This window comes from Achromobacter sp. K91 (genome assembly GCF_003576205.1).
Taxonomy (GTDB): domain Bacteria; phylum Pseudomonadota; class Gammaproteobacteria; order Burkholderiales; family Burkholderiaceae_B; genus Achromobacter; species Achromobacter aegrifaciens.
In genome coordinates, this window is sequence record NZ_QWFB01000027.1 from 90,976 (window position 1) to 107,328 (window position 16,353).

Here is a 16,353-nt window from a genome sequence, read left to right on the forward strand (position 1 = left end):
TCATTCGATGATGTTGAAGTCTTTGAGGTATTCCGTCTTCAACGTCAGGCCCAGGCCGGGCTTGTCGTCGTCCAGGTCGATGAAACCTTCCTTGGCCACCGGCTCGCCGTCGAAGATGTAATAGAACAGCTCGTTGCCGACCTCCACGTCGAACATGGGGAAGTACTCGCTCATGGGCGAGGCCAGCGTGCTCATGGTCAGGTGGTAATTGTGCATCTGGCCGGCATGCGGCACCACCGGCACGCTGTAGGCCTCGCACAGCGCGTTGATCTTGTGCGCCGCCGTGATGCCGCCCACGCGATTGGTGTCGTACTGCACCACCGACACCGCCTTGCGGTCCAGCAACTGTTTGAAGCCATAGAGCGAGAATTCGTGTTCGCCGCCGGAGATCGGGATCGAGGTCAGCTGGTTCAGTTCCGCATAGCCGTCGATGTCGTCGGCGATGACGGGCTCTTCCAGCCAGCGCGGCTCGAACTTTTCCAGCTTGGGCAGGATGCGCTTGGCGTACTCCAGGTTCCAGCCCATATAGCACTCCAGCATCAGGTCGGTGTCGTAGCCGATCACCTCGCGCACCGCCTCCACCGACTTCAGGTTCTCCGACACGCCCTTCTGCAGGTGCGCCGGACCGTAGCCGAAGCGCATCTTGAAGGCCGTGAAGCCCTGGTCCAGATAGGTCTGGGCCTCTTCCTGCATGGCCTTCAGGTCGGTGCGGTAGAGCTTGGAGTAGTAGACCGGGATCTTTTCCTTGGTTCGGCCGCCCAGCAGCTTGAAGACGGGCTTGTTCACCGACTTGCCCAGGATGTCCCAGATGGCCAGGTCCACCGCCGAAATCGCGGCCATGGTCACGCCCTTGCGGCCCCAGGCGTGGGTGGAGCGGTACATGCGCTGCCACAGGTATTCGTAATCCCAGGGATCCTGCCCGATCACCAGCGGGGCCAGGTACTGGTCGATGATGGCCTTGGCCACGCGCGGCGCCAGCGCCACGTTGCCCAGGCCCACGATGCCGTCGTCCGTCTCCACCTCGACCACGGTCCAGCCGTGGAAGCGGAAGGTGCTCATGGTTTCCTGCTTGGAATACAGCAGGTCCATGGCGTTGGAGCAGAAATTGCCCTGCGGCGGCACGGTCTTGCCGGTCCACTCGTAGACGCGGGCGCGGACGGATTTGATCTTCATGAGGATTTCCTGCTTGGAATAAGGGTATGGAATGAAAGCGGCGGATCAGCCCGCCCGCGTGCGCGATGCGCGGTGCGACAGGCCCATGCGGCAGGCGATGAGAAAGGCCTGCCAGGTGGCGTCCAGATTGGCGCGGCCCTGGCCGGCGATGTCGTAGGCGGTACCGTGGGCCGGCGTGGTGATGGGAATGGGCAGGCCGCCCTGCACCGTCACTCCACGCGAAAAGCCCAGCAGCTTGATCGCGATCTGGCCCTGGTCGTGGTACATGGTGACGATGGCCTGGAACTCGCCGGCCTGGGCCTTCAGGAAGATGGTGTCGGCGGGGAACGGGCCCTGCGCCGGCAGCCCCTCATCGTTCAGTTGCCGCACGGCGGGCGCGATGATGTCCACCTCTTCGCGGCCGCAGGTGCCGCCGTCGCCGCCATGCGGATTGAAGGCCGCCACCGCCACGCGCGGCTCGGCAATGCCGTTGGCCTGCAACGAACGGTAGATCAGCCGGGTAGCGTCCTTGATGCCGTCGATGCTGAGCGCCGCCGCCGCGTCCTTCAACGGAATATGCGAGGACACGCGCGAAGTCCACAGGTCGCCCAGGGTGTTGAACTCGCAGAAATAGCCGGTCACGCCCAGGTACTGCGCAAAGTGGTGCAGTTCGTCGTCGTGTCCCAGGCCGCCCAGCTTCATGGCGTACTTGTTCAGGGGCGCGAAACAGATGGCGTCGACGTGGCCGTCGCGCGCGGCGTCCATGCAGGCGTTGAGCACCCGCAGCACCGACGCGCCGCCCGCGGCCTCGGCCTGGCCGACATGCACCTGGCCGGGGTCGATGGTATCCATCCCCAGCCAGGCGGGCGCGCCGGTGTCCGGCCGGCCGCGCACCGCCTCGATGCTGTCCACGGGCTGGGTGGCGACCTGCACGCCTGCCACCCGCTGGCCTTCGCGCCACAGCCACTCGTCGCCCACCAGCACGATGTTCGCCTGTTGCATGGCTTCGGGTCTGGCCAGCAGGCGGGCGATCAGTTCGGCGCCGATGCCTGCGGGGTCGCCCAGGGTCAGGGCGATGACGGGTTTCTGCTGCTTGCTCATGTCTGGGTCATTCCACGGAAATGTTGTTCTTCTTGATGACGCCGGCGTAGCGCTGGTTTTCGCTCTTATGGAACTGCGCGAACTGCTCCTGGCTCATCGGGTTGATGTCAGCGCCGATCGCCTGCAGGCGGGCCTGCGTGTCGGGCAGGGCCAGGATGCCGTTGACGGCGTCATGGATGCGCTTCTGGTTGGCGGCGGGCGTGGCGCTGGGCATGTAGATGCCGTACCAGGCGCTCATTTCCACGCCTGGGACGCCGGCCTCGGCCATCGTCGGCACGTCGGGCAACTGGGCGTTGCGCTTGGCGCTCAGCACGGCCAGCGCGCGCACCTTGCCGCTCTTGATGTGGGGGATCACGGAAGACGCGGTCTCGAACGCGATCTGCACTTGCCCGCCCATCAGGTCCACCAGCGCCGGGCCGCTGCCGCGGTACGGGATGTGGATCATCTGCACTCCGGTGGCGTCCTTGAACAGCTCGGCGGCGATGTGCTGGGTGCTGCCCGAGCCGCTGCTGGCGAAGTTGTAGGTGCCAGGCTTGCTCTTGAGCAGAGCGATCAGTTCCTGCACCGACTTGGCCGGCACGTCGTTGTTGACCACCAGGATGTTGGGAACGGCGCCCACGAACACCACCGGCGTCAGATCGCGGTCGTTGTCATAGCCCAGCTTCAGCAGGTGCGGCGCGATGGCATGGGCGGTCGAGACCCCCATCACCATGGTGTGGCCGTCCGTGGACTTGGCCGCCAGGTCGGCCGCCAGCGTATTGGACGCGCCCGGCTTGTTCTCGACCACCACGGTCTGCTTGAGCAAGGGCCCCAGCTTGTCGGCCACGGCGCGCGCCATGGCGTCGGTGCCGCCGCCCGGCGCGGATCCCACCAGCAGGCGCAGGGGCTTGTTGGGCCAGTCGGCGGTCTGCGCCTGGACGGGCGCCAGGGCCGACAGGCACAGGGCGCCGGCCGCCATCGCGGCCAATAGCCTAGTCTTCATGGTTGTCTCCTTGGTTGGTTTTTTGCCCGTTGAAGAGGCAATCTTTTGTGAGTCCATCTTAGAAAGAAGCGCTGTTTCCGTAAAATGAAACTTTTGCACTAATCGTTCACCTGAGGCGATCAATCATGGAACGCGCGATCCACGTCCCTTCCCTGTTGGCCCGGCTGCGCATGCGGCAGATCGTCCTGTTGCTGGCGATCGAGGAACGCGGCACGCTGCGCGCCGCCGCCAGCCAGCTCAACATGACCCAGTCCGCGGCCAGCAAGATGCTGCACGAGCTGGAACTGGCCATCGGCCAGCCTCTATACGGACGGGTCGGCCGCGGGCTGGCGCTGACCGCGGCGGGCGAATGCGTGATGGGGTACTTCCGGGGCATGCGCGGCACGGTCTCGTCGCTGGCGCGCGAACTGGAGGAGCTGCGCCTGGGCAGCGCGGGCAAGCTGTTCATCGGCAGCATCATGGCCGCATCGCCCGGCCATCTGACCGACGCCCTGCTGCGCCTGAAACAGACCTATCCGCTGCTGGCGGTAGAAATCTCCACCGGCACCAGCGACCTGCTGATCGGCCGCATGAACGAAGGCAAGCTGGACGTGGTGATCGGCCGCATGCTGACCCTGTCGGACAGCCAGTACGTCTTTCGCCCGATCGGCGACGAGGCGCTGTCGGTGATCGCGTCGGTGGACCATCCGCTGGCCGGCCGCAAGCGCGTGAGCTTTGACGCCATGCTGGACTATCCCTGGGTGCTGCAGCCGCATGGCAGTCCGATGCGCGACGTCATCGAACAGGAGTTCCGTTCGCACAACGCCTCCACGCCCAGGGGCCTGATCGAATCAGCGTCCATCCTGACCACGACGAACCTGGCGATGAAATCGACGATGCTGGGCGTGATTCCGGAATCGGTGGCCAGCCGTTACGCGGCGCATGGCCTGCTGGCGATACTGCCCTACCAGATCCGGCAAAGTCTGACGGCCTTCGGCAGCATCGTGCCGCGCGACCGTCCGCTGAGCGCCGCCGCGCGGCATTTCGTGGGCTTGCTGCATGGCGACGCAACAGCTTGAGAGCGCGCAATGCAAAGGGGGAAAACTCTCGCGGCGCAGGGGAAAACAGCATGCCGCGCAGTACAATCGCGTGTTGCGCATCGCGCGTTTTTTACACTGAGGTCCACACGTGAGCGCACTGCCCGCCTGTCCCAAATGCCAGTCCGAATACACCTATGAAGACGGCGCCCTCTACGTCTGCCCGGAATGCGCGCATGAATGGCCGGCGCAGGCCGCGGAATCTGCCGATGAAGCCGCGCGCGTCTACCGCGACTCGGCCGGCAATGTGCTGCAGGACGGCGACACCGTCACTGTCATCAAGGACCTGAAACTCAAGGGTTCCGGCGGCGTGGTCAAGATGGGCACCAAGGTCAAGGGCATCCGCCTGGTCGATAGCGACCACGACATCGATTGCAAGATCGACGGCTTCGGGGCGATGAGCCTGAAGTCGGAGTTCGTGAAGAAGGTATAGGCCGCCGCTTGCGACGGCCCCGGGCCGCGGCCACGCCGCGCCCCGGCTACAGGTCCTCGGGTTCCTCGGCCTTGGGCATCAGGTACGCGGTCAGCGTGCTGGACAACCCCGCCATCACCCACAGCACGAAGAAAGACACGGTGTAGAAGCCGGTGCGTCCGGTAGGCACATGCCCGAAGATCGCCACATCCAGGGGGTCGATCAGGGCGAAGATCAGCGCGCTCCCCGCCGCGGCCGCCATGAAGGACGGCCACAGGATCCACATCAATGATCGCAAGCCCATCTGTGTTCTCCCCGATTACGGATTGGCGCTGGACGCGGCCTGCTCGATGACCAGGCCGCGCTTGACCACGCCCTCCTGGATCGGCTGATTGCTGAAGTTGGTGAAAGCGAAATAGATCGTGACGAAGCAGCCTATCATGGCCACGAACGGGCCGGCCATCAGGATCCAGGGCCAGGGCTCGCGGTACCAGGGCTTGGCGGTCTTGGCGGGTTGGGCGGCGGTCATGGGCTTGTCCTTTTCAGTATTCAATCGGGTACGTAGAAGCTGGCGGGCTCGTCGGTCTCGACCGGACGGCTCTCGCCGTCCTGGCCGCGCGCGCGCAGCGTGATGGCATGGGCGCCCGGCTCGGCGCCAGCCGGCGCGCGGATCACCATGGGCACCAGCTTGTTGGCCGCCGCCTCGACGTCGACCGTGTCCGAGCCCTGCTGTCCCATCATCACCTTCAGGCCGGGCATGCCCTCGACCGAGAGCTGCAGGCGCATCGGCTGGTCGGAAGTATTGATGATCTGCAGGCGGTACACGTTTTCGATCATGCCGCCGGCCACTTCGCGTCCCAGCGCGCCGCGGTCGCGGATCACGTCCACCCGCAAGGGGTTGCGCATGGCCAGCGACGCCACGAAAGCGATGGCCAGCGCCAGGATCAGCGTGCCGTAGATCAGCACGCGCGGACGCAGCAGATGGGAGCGGGCGCTCTTGGCGGACAGCCCGTCCAACATGGCGCGTTCCGAGGTATAGCGGATCAGGCCGGGCTCGTACTGCATCTTGTCCATGACCTGTTCGCAGGCGTCGATACAGGCGCCGCAGCCTATGCACATGTATTGCAGGCCGTCGCGTATGTCGATGCCGGTCGGACAGACCTGCACGCACAGGCTGCAATCGACGCAGTCGCCCAGCCCGGCGGCCTTGTGGTCCACCTTGCGCGAGCGGCCGCCGCGCGGATCGCCGCGGCGCTTGTCGTAGGTGACCACGAAGGTGTCGGGGTCCACCATCACGCTCTGGAAGCGCGCGTACGGGCACATGTACTTGCACACGGATTCGCGCATGAAGCCGGCGTTGCCCCAGGTGGCGAAGCCGTAGAACAGCATCCAGAACCACTGCCAGGGGCCGAGTTGCAGCGCGAACAGCTCATGGCCCAGTTCGCGGATGGGTGCGAAATAACCGATGAAGGTGGAGCCCGTCCACCAGGCCAGCGCGATCCACAGGAAATGCTTGGTGAGTTTCAGGCGCACCTTGCGCCAGGTCCAGGGCGATTCGTCCAGGCGGATGCGCGCGACGCGGTCGCCTTCGACCTTGCGCTCGATCCACATGAAGATCTCGGTGTACACGGTCTGCGGACAGGCGTAGCCGCAGAACAGCCGCCCCGCCACCGCGGTGAACAGGAACAGCGCCAGCGCCGAAATCACCAGCAGCACCGCCAGGTAGACCACGTCCTGCGGCCACAGCACCAGGCCGAAGAGATAGAACTTGCGCGCGCCCAGGTCGAACAGCACGGCCTGGCGGCCGTTCCATTGCAGCCATGGCAGGCCGTAGAAAATCAGCTGGGTCAGAAAGACGAACGCGATGCGCCAGCGCGCGAAGATGCCGCTGACGGACCGCGGGTAGATCTTGCTGCGCACGCCCGCCAGCGTCTGCTCCAGGGTTTCCGTCCCCGGACGCGGCGGCCTCACATGCGGCCGCCAGGGCGGCGGGTCACCGTCAGGCGTAGTGCCGACCCTTGCGGCTGACCCATCTTCCATTTCCTGCTCCCTGCTGTATGTCCAGTGATATGGGGGCCACGCCAGGCGCGGCCCCCAAAACGCGCTGTAAAGCCTTTACTTCGTTGCCGTGCCCGGCGCGGCGCTGGCCGTCGCTTCGGGCTTGTTCGACAAGCCCCAGACCCAGGCCGTCAGGATCTTGATCTGCTCCGGCGTCAGGATGTCGCCATGCGCCGGCATGCGATTGTCGCGGCCATCCAGGATGGTCTTGACGATGGTCGCTTCAGAGCTGCCGTAGAGCCAGACGTCGTCCGTCAGGTTGGGCGCGCCCAGCGCCTGGTTGCCCTTGCCGTCGACGCCGTGACAGGCCACGCAGTAATTGGCGAACTCGCGCTTGCCGCGGAACACGCGGACCGGATCCGCCGTCAGGCCCGACAGCGAGCGCACGTACTGGGCGATATCGGCAGCCGTCTTGGCGTCGATCGCGGCCTTCCAGGGCGGCATCACGCCCACGCGGCCCTGCGTGATGGTCTGCATGATGGCTTCAGGCGAGCCGCCGTGCAGCCAGTCGCCGTCGGCCAGGTTGGGAAAGCTGGGGCCGCCCTTGGCGTCCGAGCCATGGCATTGCGCGCAGGTGTTCAGGAACAGGCGCTGGCCGATTTCGCGAGCGCCTGGATCCTGGGCGATCTGCGGAATGTCCATGGTCTCGAAGCGCGCGTAGATCGGACGCACGGCTTCGGCCATCTTGGCCTGCTGCCTGGCCACTTCCTCGGTGCTGCTGTAGCCCAGCTGGCCCTTGTACTCACCCAGGCCCGGCATGAAGAACAGATAGCCCAGCGCGAAGGCGCAGGCCAGCAGGTACATCCAGGTCCACCAGCCCGGCACCGGGTTGTTCAGCTCGGTCAGGTCGCCGTCCCAGACGTGGCCCGTGTCCTCGACCTTGCCGTTGGCCGGCTTGGTGCTGAGCCAGCGGCGCTGCGTGTACAGCAGCCACACGCACCAGACCACGCCGCCCACGGCGACGATCGAGATGAAATACCCCCAGAAGCCGCTAACGAAATCGCTCATGACCGATTCGCTCCATCTTGTTGTCCCTGCCCGAACTCATCGGGCAGTGCGAACGGCAGCATGGCCGATTCGCGGTTGGCGCTCTGGCGGCCGCGCGAGCAGGCCCACCAGACGATGCCGAAGAAAGTTGCCATCGAAATGGCGGTGACGACGGCGCTCAGATAGCCCAGCATGGTCAGCCTCCCGCGGCCGCGGGCGCGGCGGCTTGGGTGGCGGGTTGCGCCGCAGGTTGTGCGGCGGCCTTCTTGGCCTCTTCCGCCTTCTTGGCCTGCTCGGCCTGCTTGGCCTTGCGCACGCCCACGCCCAGCCCTTGCAGGTAGGCGACCAGCGCGTCTTCCTCGGTCTTGCCTTCGATGGCCTTGGGCGCCTCGGCGATCTCCTCGTCCGTGTAGGGCACGCCCAGCTTGCGCAGGGCGCGCATGCGGTCGCTCACGTTCTCGCCAGTGATGACGGTCTTTTCCAGCCAGGGATAGGCGGGCATGTTGGACTCCGGCACCACCTTGCGCGGGTCGCGCAGGTGGATGCGGTGCCAATCGTCGGAATAGCGTTCGCCCACGCGCGCCAGGTCGGGACCGGTACGCTTGGAGCCCCACAGGAAGGGATGGTCAAAGACCGATTCCGAGGCCAGCGAGTACGAACCGTAGCGCTGCACTTCGGCCGCCAGCACCCGCACCTGCTGCGAATGGCAGCCGACGCAGCCTTCGCGGATGTAGACGTCGCGGCCCATCAGGCGCAGCGGGCTGTAGGGTTCCACGCCCGCGATGGGCTGGGTCGTGCTGTGCTGGAAGAACAGCGGCACGATCTGGACCAGGCCCGCGAAGGACACCACCAGGATGCTGGCGATGATCATCCAGCCGATGTTCTTCTCGAGCGTCTGGTGCGAAAAGAAACCAGATTTATTGTTGGCCATGATGTCCTCGTCAAACAGTGGCCGGCACAGCGGTCGCGGGAACCGGCTGGCGTGCGGCATGGGGATCGTCTTGCGGAATGGCGGGGTTGACCGGCTGCGCGCCGCGCACCGTCATCCACACGTTCCAGGCCATGACGAACACACCCGACAGGAACAAGGTGCCGCCCAGCAAACGGATCAGGTAGTACGGGACGCGCGTCTTCAGCTCTTCCACGAAGCTGTAGACCAGCGTGCCGTCGCTGGCGGTGTCGCGCCACATCAGGCCCTGCTGCACGCCGGCGATCCACATGGCGGCGATGTACAGCACCACGCCGATGGTCGCGATCCAGAAATGCAGTTCGATGGCCTTGACGCTGTACATCTTCTCGCGGCCGTACAGGCGCGGGATCAGGTAGTAGAGCGAACCGAAGGAGATCATGGCGACCCAGCCCAGCGCGCCGGAGTGCACGTGGCCGATGGTCCAGTCCGTGTAGTGCGACAGCGCGTTGACCGTGCGGATCGACATCATCGAGCCTTCGAAGGTCGACATGCCGTAGAACGACAGCGCCGTCACCATGAACTTCAGGATCGGATCGGTGCGCAGCTTGTACCAGGCGCCCTGCAGGGTCATGATGCCGTTGATCATGCCGCCCCAGGACGGCGCCAGCAGGATCAGCGAGAAGGTCATGCCCAGCGACTGGGTCCAGTCGGGCAGCGAGGTGTACAGCAGGTGGTGCGGGCCCGCCCACATGTAGGTGAAGGCCAGCGCCCAGAAGTGGACGATGGACAGGCGGTAGGAATAGATGGGACGGCCGGCCTGCTTGGGCACGAAGTAATACATCATGCCCAGGAAGCTGGTGGTCAGGAAGAAGCCCACGGCGTTATGGCCGTACCACCACTGCACCATGGCGTCCTGCACGCCCGAGTAGGCGGAATAGGACTTCCACATCGACACCGGCATTTCAATGTTGTTGAAGATGTGCAGGATGGCGATGGTCAGGATGTACGAGCCGAAGAACCAGTTGGCCACGTAGATGTGCTTGGAACGGCGCTTGATGATGGTGCCGAAGAACACGATGGCGTAGGCCACCCAGACCAGGGTGATCAGGATGTCGATGGGCCATTCGAGTTCGGCGTATTCCTTGCTGCTGGTGAAGCCCATGGGCAAGGTGATGGCGGCGGCGACGATGACGATCTGCCAGCCCCAGAACGTGAAGGCGGCCAACGGGCCGCAGAACAGGCGCGCCTGACAGGTGCGCTGGACCACGTAGTACGACGTCGTAAACAACGCGCTGCCGCCGAAGGCGAAGATCACCGCGTTGGTGTGCAGCGGGCGCAGGCGGCCGTAGCTCAGCCATGCGGTGTCAAAGTTCAGCTGCGGCCAGATAAGCTGCGCAGCGAGAAAAACGCCCACAGCCATGCCGACGATGCCCCACACTACCGTCATGAGCGCGAATTGCCTCACGATCTTGTAGTTGAAGGTATCGGCCTTGCTTGCGATTGCGGCGCAATCGTTCATCGCCCTTCCCCTAAAGTTACAGATAGCTCCAGGCTGCAATGATGGGACTAGTCAAACAAGGCAGCGTTGATCTGGATCAAGCATCTGGTTACACGGCGGGGAACGCGGCGCCGGCGCAACGGGTCCAGGCGCGAAATCAAGCGCGCCGCTCAGCCGCGGCTGGCGGGGCCGCTGTCGTCATCGAGCAGGATGGCGCGGCCGGCGTCATCGGTGTCGTCATACTGGCCGTTGAACACGGCCCACCACAACGACACCCCGATGGCCAGCACGAACAGCAGGGACAGGGGCAGGAGCAGATAGAGGATGGTCATTGCGCCGCTTCCAGCGCGGCGGCGGGCGCGGGCGCGCCAGCCCAGTCGCGGCGGCACAGGCGCCACGAGTTGTAGGCGACCGCCAGCGAGGACACCAGCATGGTGATCGCGGCCAGCCATGGCGTGACCCAGCCGACCAACGCCAGCGGGGTCATCAGCAGGTGCCAGACCACCGATCCGTTCAGGTTCTGGCGAGCGCGGCGGCGCGCCTCGCCCAGCAGTTCGTCCAGCGCCGCATCGGACATGTTGGGATGGGCCGCCAGCGCCGAATGGGCGGAGGCCATGGCGGTGGGCACCGCCATCGACATGGCGCAGGGACAGCTCATCACCAGGAGCGCCACCATCACCGGGATACTGTGCGCCGGATCGATGTAGGCCCAGGCGGCCGCGGCGGCCAGCGCCAGCGCGACCTGGACCATGACGAAGCGCGAGGCCAGCCGGTCGGCGCGCGCGCCCAGTTCCAGGCGCTGCGCCTCCACGCGCTCGTGGCGCAAGCCGCCTGCCGCGCCGCCGAAGGACTGGCGGGCGCACAGCTCCAGGTAGCGCGCGGTCAACAGGAAGGCCACGAACATCGTGACCGAATCGAAGTAGACCTCGCCGCGCCCCGTGTAGGTGGCGTGGACGCTGGGAATGAAGGCGGCGACGATGCCCAGGGCCACCGGCACGTCCATGCCGGCGCGGCCATGGCGCAGGTTGTCGCCGGCGTGGCGCCAGATCGGCCAGGCCGAATACACCACGACCGGCACAGTCAGCGCAAAGCTGGCCCAGTTCATCAGCACGATGGCCCAGTCCAGCGTTTCCAGCGCATCGGCGGGCATGCTTTCATGCCGCAGGTAGCCGGGCCAGGCGAACATCATCACCTGCATCATCGCCAGCCACGCCAGCGACAGGCGCACGAGCGCATGGCGGCGCTGCTGGCGGTCGGCGTCGGACAGGCCGGCCGGGACGGCGAAGATCGATTTTGCTCGCATGCGCCGATGTTACTCAGCGCGTTACAAAGCCGCCTTGATCTGGATCAAGGCGGATCTGGCGGGTTTGCCCCGGCAACGCCGACCGGGCGCGATCCGGCTCAGGGACGCTGGCGGCGCAGCACGTCCACTACCGCCCGCATCAGGCTGGCGAGTTCGCCGTCGGCGATCGTCAACGCCGGCGTGAGATAGACCACATTGCCGAACGGCCGCACCCACACGCCGGCTTCGACCAGGCGCCGCTTCAGGCCCTCGCGGTCGGCGATGCCGTCCAGTTCCACCACGCCGATCGCGCCCAGCACGCGCACGTCGCGCACCCAGGGCAGCTCGCGGCACGGTTCCAGGCCGGCCGTCAGGCTCGCGGAGATCGCTTGCGCCTGGGCCAGCCGCGGTTCGGTCTCAAAGAGATCCAGCGAGGCGTTGGCTGCGGCGCAGGCCAGCGCATTGCCCATGAAGGTGGGGCCGTGCATCAGCGCGTGCGAAGGATCGTCGGACCAGAACGCCTCGAATACCCGGCCGCTGGCCACCGTGGCGGCCAGCGGCAGGGTGCCTCCGGTCAGCGCCTTGGACAAGGTCACGATGTCCGGCCGGATGCCGGCCTGCTCGAAGGCGAACATGGTGCCAGTGCGGCCGAAGCCGGTGAAGATCTCGTCGAAGATCAGCAGCAGGCCGTGCCGGTCGGCCAAACGGCGCAGACGGCGCAGTACTTCCGGGTCGTGCAGCAGCATGCCGCCCGCGCCCTGAACCAGCGGCTCGACCAGGATGCCGGCCAGCCGCGAGCCATGGGATTCCAGGTGGGCCTCCAGCGCGACCAGCTCCGCTTCGCCGCGCGGCAGGTCGACGATGTCGTGTTCGGCCAGCATGCCGCGGTACAGGCTGTGCATGCCCTCGTCCGGATCGCACACCGCCATGGTGCCGAAGGTGTCGCCGTGATAGCCGCCGCGGAACGCCAGGAAACGGCTGCGGCCGCGTTCGCCCTGGTTGAGCCAGAACTGCAACGCCATCTTCATGGCGACTTCCACCGCCACCGAGCCGGAATCGGTATAGAAGACGCGGTCCAGTCCCGGCCCCAGCATGCCGGCCAGGCGGCGGGCCAGGGTCAATGCGGGTTCATGGGTCAGTCCGCCGAACATGACGTGCGGCATGGCGTCCAGCTGCGCGCGCACCGCCTGGGCGATGTGCGGGTGGTTGTAGCCGTGGCAGGCCGTCCACCAGGACGCGACGCCGTCGATCAGGCTGCGGCCGTCGGCCAGCTCAAGCCGGCTGCCATGGCTGCGCACCACGGGCAGCGGCGGCGTGGCCGTCTTCATTTGGGCATAGGGTAGCCAGATATGGGGCTGGCCCTGGGCCACCCAGTCGGGCGTGTGCATGATTCACCTCTCGATACCGGCGGCGCGAGCCGGGTCCGCCCGGCGCATCCGGCCGGAACGGGGGCAGCGTCCGCCTCCACTACAATGGCCCGCATTCTACGGCCTGGCGCGGCCTCCCCCTGCCCGGCCGCTGCCGGAAATATAGATGTCCAAGCTGGATCCGCTTTTCTCCTCCGAGCTGGCGCGCGCGGAAGCGCGCCGCGTGCGCCGCCGCCTGCGCACGGCCTCCGCCGCCGCCCCGGGACGCCTCGTCCTCGAGGGCGAGCCGGTCCTGAACTTCTCCAGCAACGATTACCTCGGCCTGTCGCGGCATCCGCTGCTGGTCGAGCGGTCGCGCGAATGGGCAGCCCGCCACGGCGCGGGCGCCCAGGCGTCGCGCCTGGTGACCGGCAACCTGGACCTGCACGAACAGGTGGAAGCCAAGCTGGCCCGGCTGAAAGGCACCGAAGCCGCGCTGCTGCTGGCCTCGGGCTGGCAAGCCAACGCCGCCGTGCTGCCCGCCCTGCTGCGCGCGGCCGCCAGCCAGGGCGAGGTCGAGCTGTATGCCGACAAGCTCAACCACGCCAGCCTGCACCATGGCTGCCAGGCGGCGGGCGTGAAGCAGATCCGCTTCCGGCACAACGACCTGGACCATCTGGAAAGCCTGCTGGCCGCCAGGGCGGACAGCGCGGCCGGCCAGCCTGTATCGCGATTCATCGTCACCGAAAGCGTGTTCAGCATGGACGGCGACCGGACCGACGTGGAACGGCTGGCAACCCTGGCCGACCGCTACCGCGCCTTCGTCTACCTGGACGAAGCGCACGCCACCGGCGTGCTGGGCCCCCGCGGCATGGGGCTGGCAGGGCTGGCGCCCGGCCGCATCGACCTGGCCATGGGCACGTTCAGCAAGGCGCTGGGCGGATTCGGCGCCTACGTCGCCGGTTCGCGCGCGCTGTGCGACTACCTGGTCAACGCCTGCTCGGGCTTCATCTACACGACGGCGCTGCCGCCCGCGGTGCTGGGCGCCATGGACGCGGCGCTGGACCTGGTGCCCACGCTGGACGCCGAACGCGCCCGCCTGGCGGCCGCGGGCGACAACCTGCGCGCCGCGCTGCGCGGCATGGGGCTGGACACGGGGGCATCCTCCACCCAGATCGTGCCGGCCATCGTGGGTGACGAAGCCCGCGCCCTGGCGCTGGCCTCGGGACTGGAACAGCGCGGCTTGCTGGCCGTGGCGATCCGCCCGCCCACCGTCCCCGCCGGCACCAGCCGCCTGCGCGTCACGCTGAGCGCCGCGCACCGCGACGTGGACGTGGCGCGGCTGATCGACGGTTTCGCCGCCGCGCTGGCGTGATGGCCGCCGTTCCCATGCAAGCCGGCATGCCCCGCCCCACCCTGCTGTTCGTACACGGCTGGGCCTTCGACGCCTCCGTCTGGACGCCGCTGCGCGCCGAACTCGCAGACTGGCCGCAAGCCGTCTTCGACGCGGGCTACTTCGGGCTGGCGCAGGGGCCTGCCATGGCCGGCCCGGTGATCGCCATCGGCCATTCGCTGGGCGTGTTGCGCCTGTTGCGCGAACTGCCGCAAGACTGCCTCGGCCTGGTGTCGATCAACGGCTTCGCCCGCTTTTCCGCCGGCCCCGGCTTCGAGGCCGGCGTGGCGCCGCGCGTGCTGGATCGCATGTCCAGGCGCCTGTCCTCCGACCCCGCGGCGGTGCTGGGCGACTTCCGCCAGCGCTGCGGCGACGCCACCGATTTCAGCGAGCCGCAGCTGGCGCCGCTGGCGCGCGACCTGCAAGCCCTGCGCGACGAGGACCGGCGCGAGGCCCTGGCGGCGCTGCCCGTGCCGCTGTTGGTCCTGGCTGGCGCCGACGATCCCATCGTGCCCCCGGCCATGACGCAGGCAGTTTTTGCCGGCAAGGCCGACACGGAGATCCATGAGCGGGCTGGCGGCGGCCACCTGCTGCCGGCGTCGGATGCGCCCTGGTGCGCGGAGCGGATCCGCGCCTTCGTTGCCGGACTGGCGCACGCCGCATGACGCAAGCCCCCCGCAACGCTGGCATCGGCGCGCGCTTTGGCGCCGCCGCCCCCGCCTATGAAAACCACGCGTCCGTCCAGCGGCTGGCAGCCGAGCGGCTGGCCGGCGATATCGCGCTGCTGCCCCTGCCATCCCGCCCGCGCATCCTGGAGATCGGCTGCGGCACCGGCCTGCTGACCCAGGCGCTGGCGCGCCGCATCGGTCCCGCCGACTGGACCGTCACCGACATCGCTGCCGGCATGCTCGCGGCCGCGCAGCGCGGCCCCGCATTGCCAGGCCAGGCCCGCTATCAATTGCTGGACGGCGAGCACCCCGCGGGGCTCGAAGGCGGCTACGACCTGATCTGCTCCAGCCTGGCGGTGCAATGGTTTTCCGACCTGAATGCCGGGCTGGGCCGGCTGGCCGCGCTGCTCGCCCCGGGCGGCTGCCTGGCCGTGGCGACGCTGGCGGACGGCACATTCCAGGAATGGCAGGCCGCCCATGCTGCGGCAGGGCTTGCCGCCGCCACGCCGCGTTACCCGGCCGCCGCCTCCATCCATCCGGACAGGGGCAATCTGGCGGGTGGCGTGCGCAGCGAACGGCTGATACAAAATCATCCTGACGGGCTGCATTTCCTGCGCGCCCTGAAAGGCATAGGCGCCACCACGCCCGCTCCAGGACGCGCGCCGCTGGGCGCGGCGCAACTGCGGCGGGTGCTGGCGGCGTTTGACGAACAAGGAGCCGGGGTGACCTATCACCTGGCCTACGGTATGTGGAAAAAATCGAACCAGTCCCCCGCCGGCGTTTTCGTGACCGGCACTGATACCGGCATCGGCAAGACCCTGGTGTCCGCGATCCTGGCGCGCGCCTGGAACGCCGACTACTGGAAGCCCGTACAGACGGGCGTGGCGGAAGAACCCGGCGACACCGAGACCGTGGCGCAACTGGCCGGGCTGCCGCCCGAACGCCTGCACCTGCCCGCTTACGTGCTGCAGGCGCCGCTGTCGCCCTGGGCCGCGGCCACGCTGGAAGACACCATCGTCGACGCCACCAGCATCGTCCCGCCGGCCACGCAGGCGCCGCTGATCGTGGAAGGCGCGGGCGGCCTCTACGTGCCGATCGACGACACCCACATGATGATCGACCTGATCGCCAGGCTGGATATGCCGGTGGTGCTGGCCGCCCGCAGCGGACTGGGCACCATCAACCACACCCTGCTCAGCCTGGAGGCCCTCAAGCGCCGCGGCATTCCGGTTCTGGGCGTGATCATGAGCGGACCGCTTTCGGCCGGCAACAAGGAAGCCATCGAGCGCTTTGGCGACGTCCGCGTGCTGGCCGAGATTCCGCCCTTGGCCAAGGTCGACGCGCAAACCGTCCAGGCCCTGGCCAGCGCCATTCCTCCGCTGGCGGAATGCCTGCAGGCGCTGGGCGGTGCGCCCGCGGTCGCCAGTTGAGATCCTGGCGCGGCCGCGGATGGCGTGATTTCCGGGGCCGTAGCCGTTACGCATTCGT

General features: G+C 67.3%; 18 protein-coding genes. 5 read left to right on the top strand and 13 right to left on the bottom strand.

Going from position 1 to position 16,353, the window contains the following annotated elements; genetic code table 11:
- Genes DXK93_RS09960 through DXK93_RS09970 form a run of 3 tightly spaced genes read right to left on the bottom strand, consistent with a single transcriptional unit; the run spans position 1 to position 3,235 of the window.
- Positions 1-1,173 (bottom strand): L-rhamnonate dehydratase, encoded by a 1,173-nt coding sequence (locus tag DXK93_RS09960; RefSeq protein ID WP_118932506.1) that lies wholly within the window; start codon positions 1,171-1,173, stop codon positions 1-3.
- Between the two features lie 45 nt (positions 1,174-1,218).
- Positions 1,219-2,253, bottom strand: a complete 1,035-nt coding sequence (locus DXK93_RS09965; protein WP_119449979.1) for a 4-hydroxythreonine-4-phosphate dehydrogenase PdxA — start codon at positions 2,251-2,253, stop codon at positions 1,219-1,221.
- A 7-nt stretch (positions 2,254-2,260) separates the two neighbouring features.
- A complete protein-coding gene (locus tag DXK93_RS09970) occupies positions 2,261-3,235 on the bottom strand; it encodes a tripartite tricarboxylate transporter substrate binding protein (RefSeq protein WP_119449980.1) in 975 nt (324 codons plus the stop codon).
- Between the two features lie 125 nt (positions 3,236-3,360).
- Between DXK93_RS09970 and DXK93_RS09975 the strand changes: the two genes are divergently transcribed.
- Positions 3,361-4,293 carry a LysR family transcriptional regulator gene (locus DXK93_RS09975; RefSeq protein WP_054452847.1) on the top strand — a complete coding sequence of 311 codons (933 nt, stop codon included), beginning with the start codon at positions 3,361-3,363 and terminating at the stop codon, positions 4,291-4,293.
- Between the two features lie 109 nt (positions 4,294-4,402).
- Complete coding sequence (locus DXK93_RS09980) at positions 4,403-4,744, top strand: zinc ribbon domain-containing protein YjdM (RefSeq protein ID WP_119449981.1); 342 nt, start codon at positions 4,403-4,405, stop codon at positions 4,742-4,744.
- A gap of 46 nt (positions 4,745-4,790) precedes the next feature.
- On the opposite strand, the gene DXK93_RS09985 is transcribed toward DXK93_RS09980, so the two are convergent.
- The 10 genes from DXK93_RS09985 to DXK93_RS10030 all read right to left on the bottom strand — a co-directional run bounded on the left by DXK93_RS09985 (position 4,791) and on the right by DXK93_RS10030 (position 12,846).
- Complete coding sequence (locus DXK93_RS09985; protein ID WP_054452851.1) at positions 4,791-5,027, bottom strand: hypothetical protein; 237 nt, start codon at positions 5,025-5,027, stop codon at positions 4,791-4,793.
- Between the two features lie 15 nt (positions 5,028-5,042).
- Complete coding sequence (locus DXK93_RS09990; protein ID WP_054452853.1) at positions 5,043-5,252, bottom strand: FixH family protein; 210 nt, start codon at positions 5,250-5,252, stop codon at positions 5,043-5,045.
- Positions 5,253-5,272: 20 nt separating this feature from the next.
- A complete protein-coding gene (gene ccoG / locus DXK93_RS09995) occupies positions 5,273-6,763 on the bottom strand; it encodes a cytochrome c oxidase accessory protein CcoG (RefSeq protein ID WP_054452855.1) in 1,491 nt (496 codons plus the stop codon).
- Between the two features lie 75 nt (positions 6,764-6,838).
- Positions 6,839-7,789: a cytochrome-c oxidase, cbb3-type subunit III gene (ccoP, locus tag DXK93_RS10000; protein WP_054452857.1), complete on the bottom strand. Its 951-nt coding sequence runs from the start codon at positions 7,787-7,789 to the stop codon at positions 6,839-6,841.
- Positions 7,786-7,962 carry a cytochrome oxidase gene (locus DXK93_RS10005; RefSeq protein WP_054452859.1) on the bottom strand — a complete coding sequence of 59 codons (177 nt, stop codon included), beginning with the start codon at positions 7,960-7,962 and terminating at the stop codon, positions 7,786-7,788. The genes ccoP and DXK93_RS10005 overlap by 4 nt, the downstream gene beginning before the upstream one ends.
- Positions 7,963-7,964: 2 nt before the next feature.
- A complete protein-coding gene (gene ccoO, locus DXK93_RS10010) occupies positions 7,965-8,699 on the bottom strand; it encodes a cytochrome-c oxidase, cbb3-type subunit II (protein WP_054453668.1) in 735 nt (244 codons plus the stop codon).
- Positions 8,700-8,709: 10 nt separating this feature from the next.
- Positions 8,710-10,197: a cytochrome-c oxidase, cbb3-type subunit I gene (gene ccoN / locus DXK93_RS10015; protein ID WP_054452861.1), complete on the bottom strand. Its 1,488-nt coding sequence runs from the start codon at positions 10,195-10,197 to the stop codon at positions 8,710-8,712.
- Between the two features lie 149 nt (positions 10,198-10,346).
- A complete protein-coding gene (gene ccoS, locus DXK93_RS10020) occupies positions 10,347-10,508 on the bottom strand; it encodes a cbb3-type cytochrome oxidase assembly protein CcoS (protein WP_042794347.1) in 162 nt (53 codons plus the stop codon).
- Positions 10,505-11,479, bottom strand: coding sequence for a hypothetical protein (locus DXK93_RS10025; RefSeq protein ID WP_119449982.1), 975 nt, complete (start codon positions 11,477-11,479; stop codon positions 10,505-10,507). The genes ccoS and DXK93_RS10025 overlap by 4 nt, the downstream gene beginning before the upstream one ends.
- Positions 11,480-11,577: 98 nt before the next feature.
- Entirely contained in the window at positions 11,578-12,846 is a 1,269-nt protein-coding gene (locus DXK93_RS10030; protein ID WP_119449983.1) for an adenosylmethionine--8-amino-7-oxononanoate transaminase, read from the bottom strand.
- A 145-nt stretch (positions 12,847-12,991) separates the two neighbouring features.
- On the opposite strand from DXK93_RS10030, the gene DXK93_RS10035 reads away from it, so the two are divergent.
- From DXK93_RS10035 to bioD, 3 genes are read left to right on the top strand one after another with little or no spacing between them, the layout of a single operon-like run.
- Positions 12,992-14,179 carry an aminotransferase class I/II-fold pyridoxal phosphate-dependent enzyme gene (locus DXK93_RS10035; RefSeq protein WP_054452865.1) on the top strand — a complete coding sequence of 396 codons (1,188 nt, stop codon included), beginning with the start codon at positions 12,992-12,994 and terminating at the stop codon, positions 14,177-14,179.
- A gap of 26 nt (positions 14,180-14,205) precedes the next feature.
- Positions 14,206-14,862 carry an alpha/beta fold hydrolase gene (locus DXK93_RS10040; protein ID WP_233564529.1) on the top strand — a complete coding sequence of 219 codons (657 nt, stop codon included), beginning with the start codon at positions 14,206-14,208 and terminating at the stop codon, positions 14,860-14,862.
- Positions 14,859-16,295, top strand: a complete 1,437-nt coding sequence (bioD, locus tag DXK93_RS10045) for a dethiobiotin synthase (RefSeq protein ID WP_119449985.1) — start codon at positions 14,859-14,861, stop codon at positions 16,293-16,295. Before DXK93_RS10040 ends, bioD begins: the two co-directional genes overlap by 4 nt.
- The last annotated feature ends 58 nt before the right edge of the window (positions 16,296-16,353 follow it).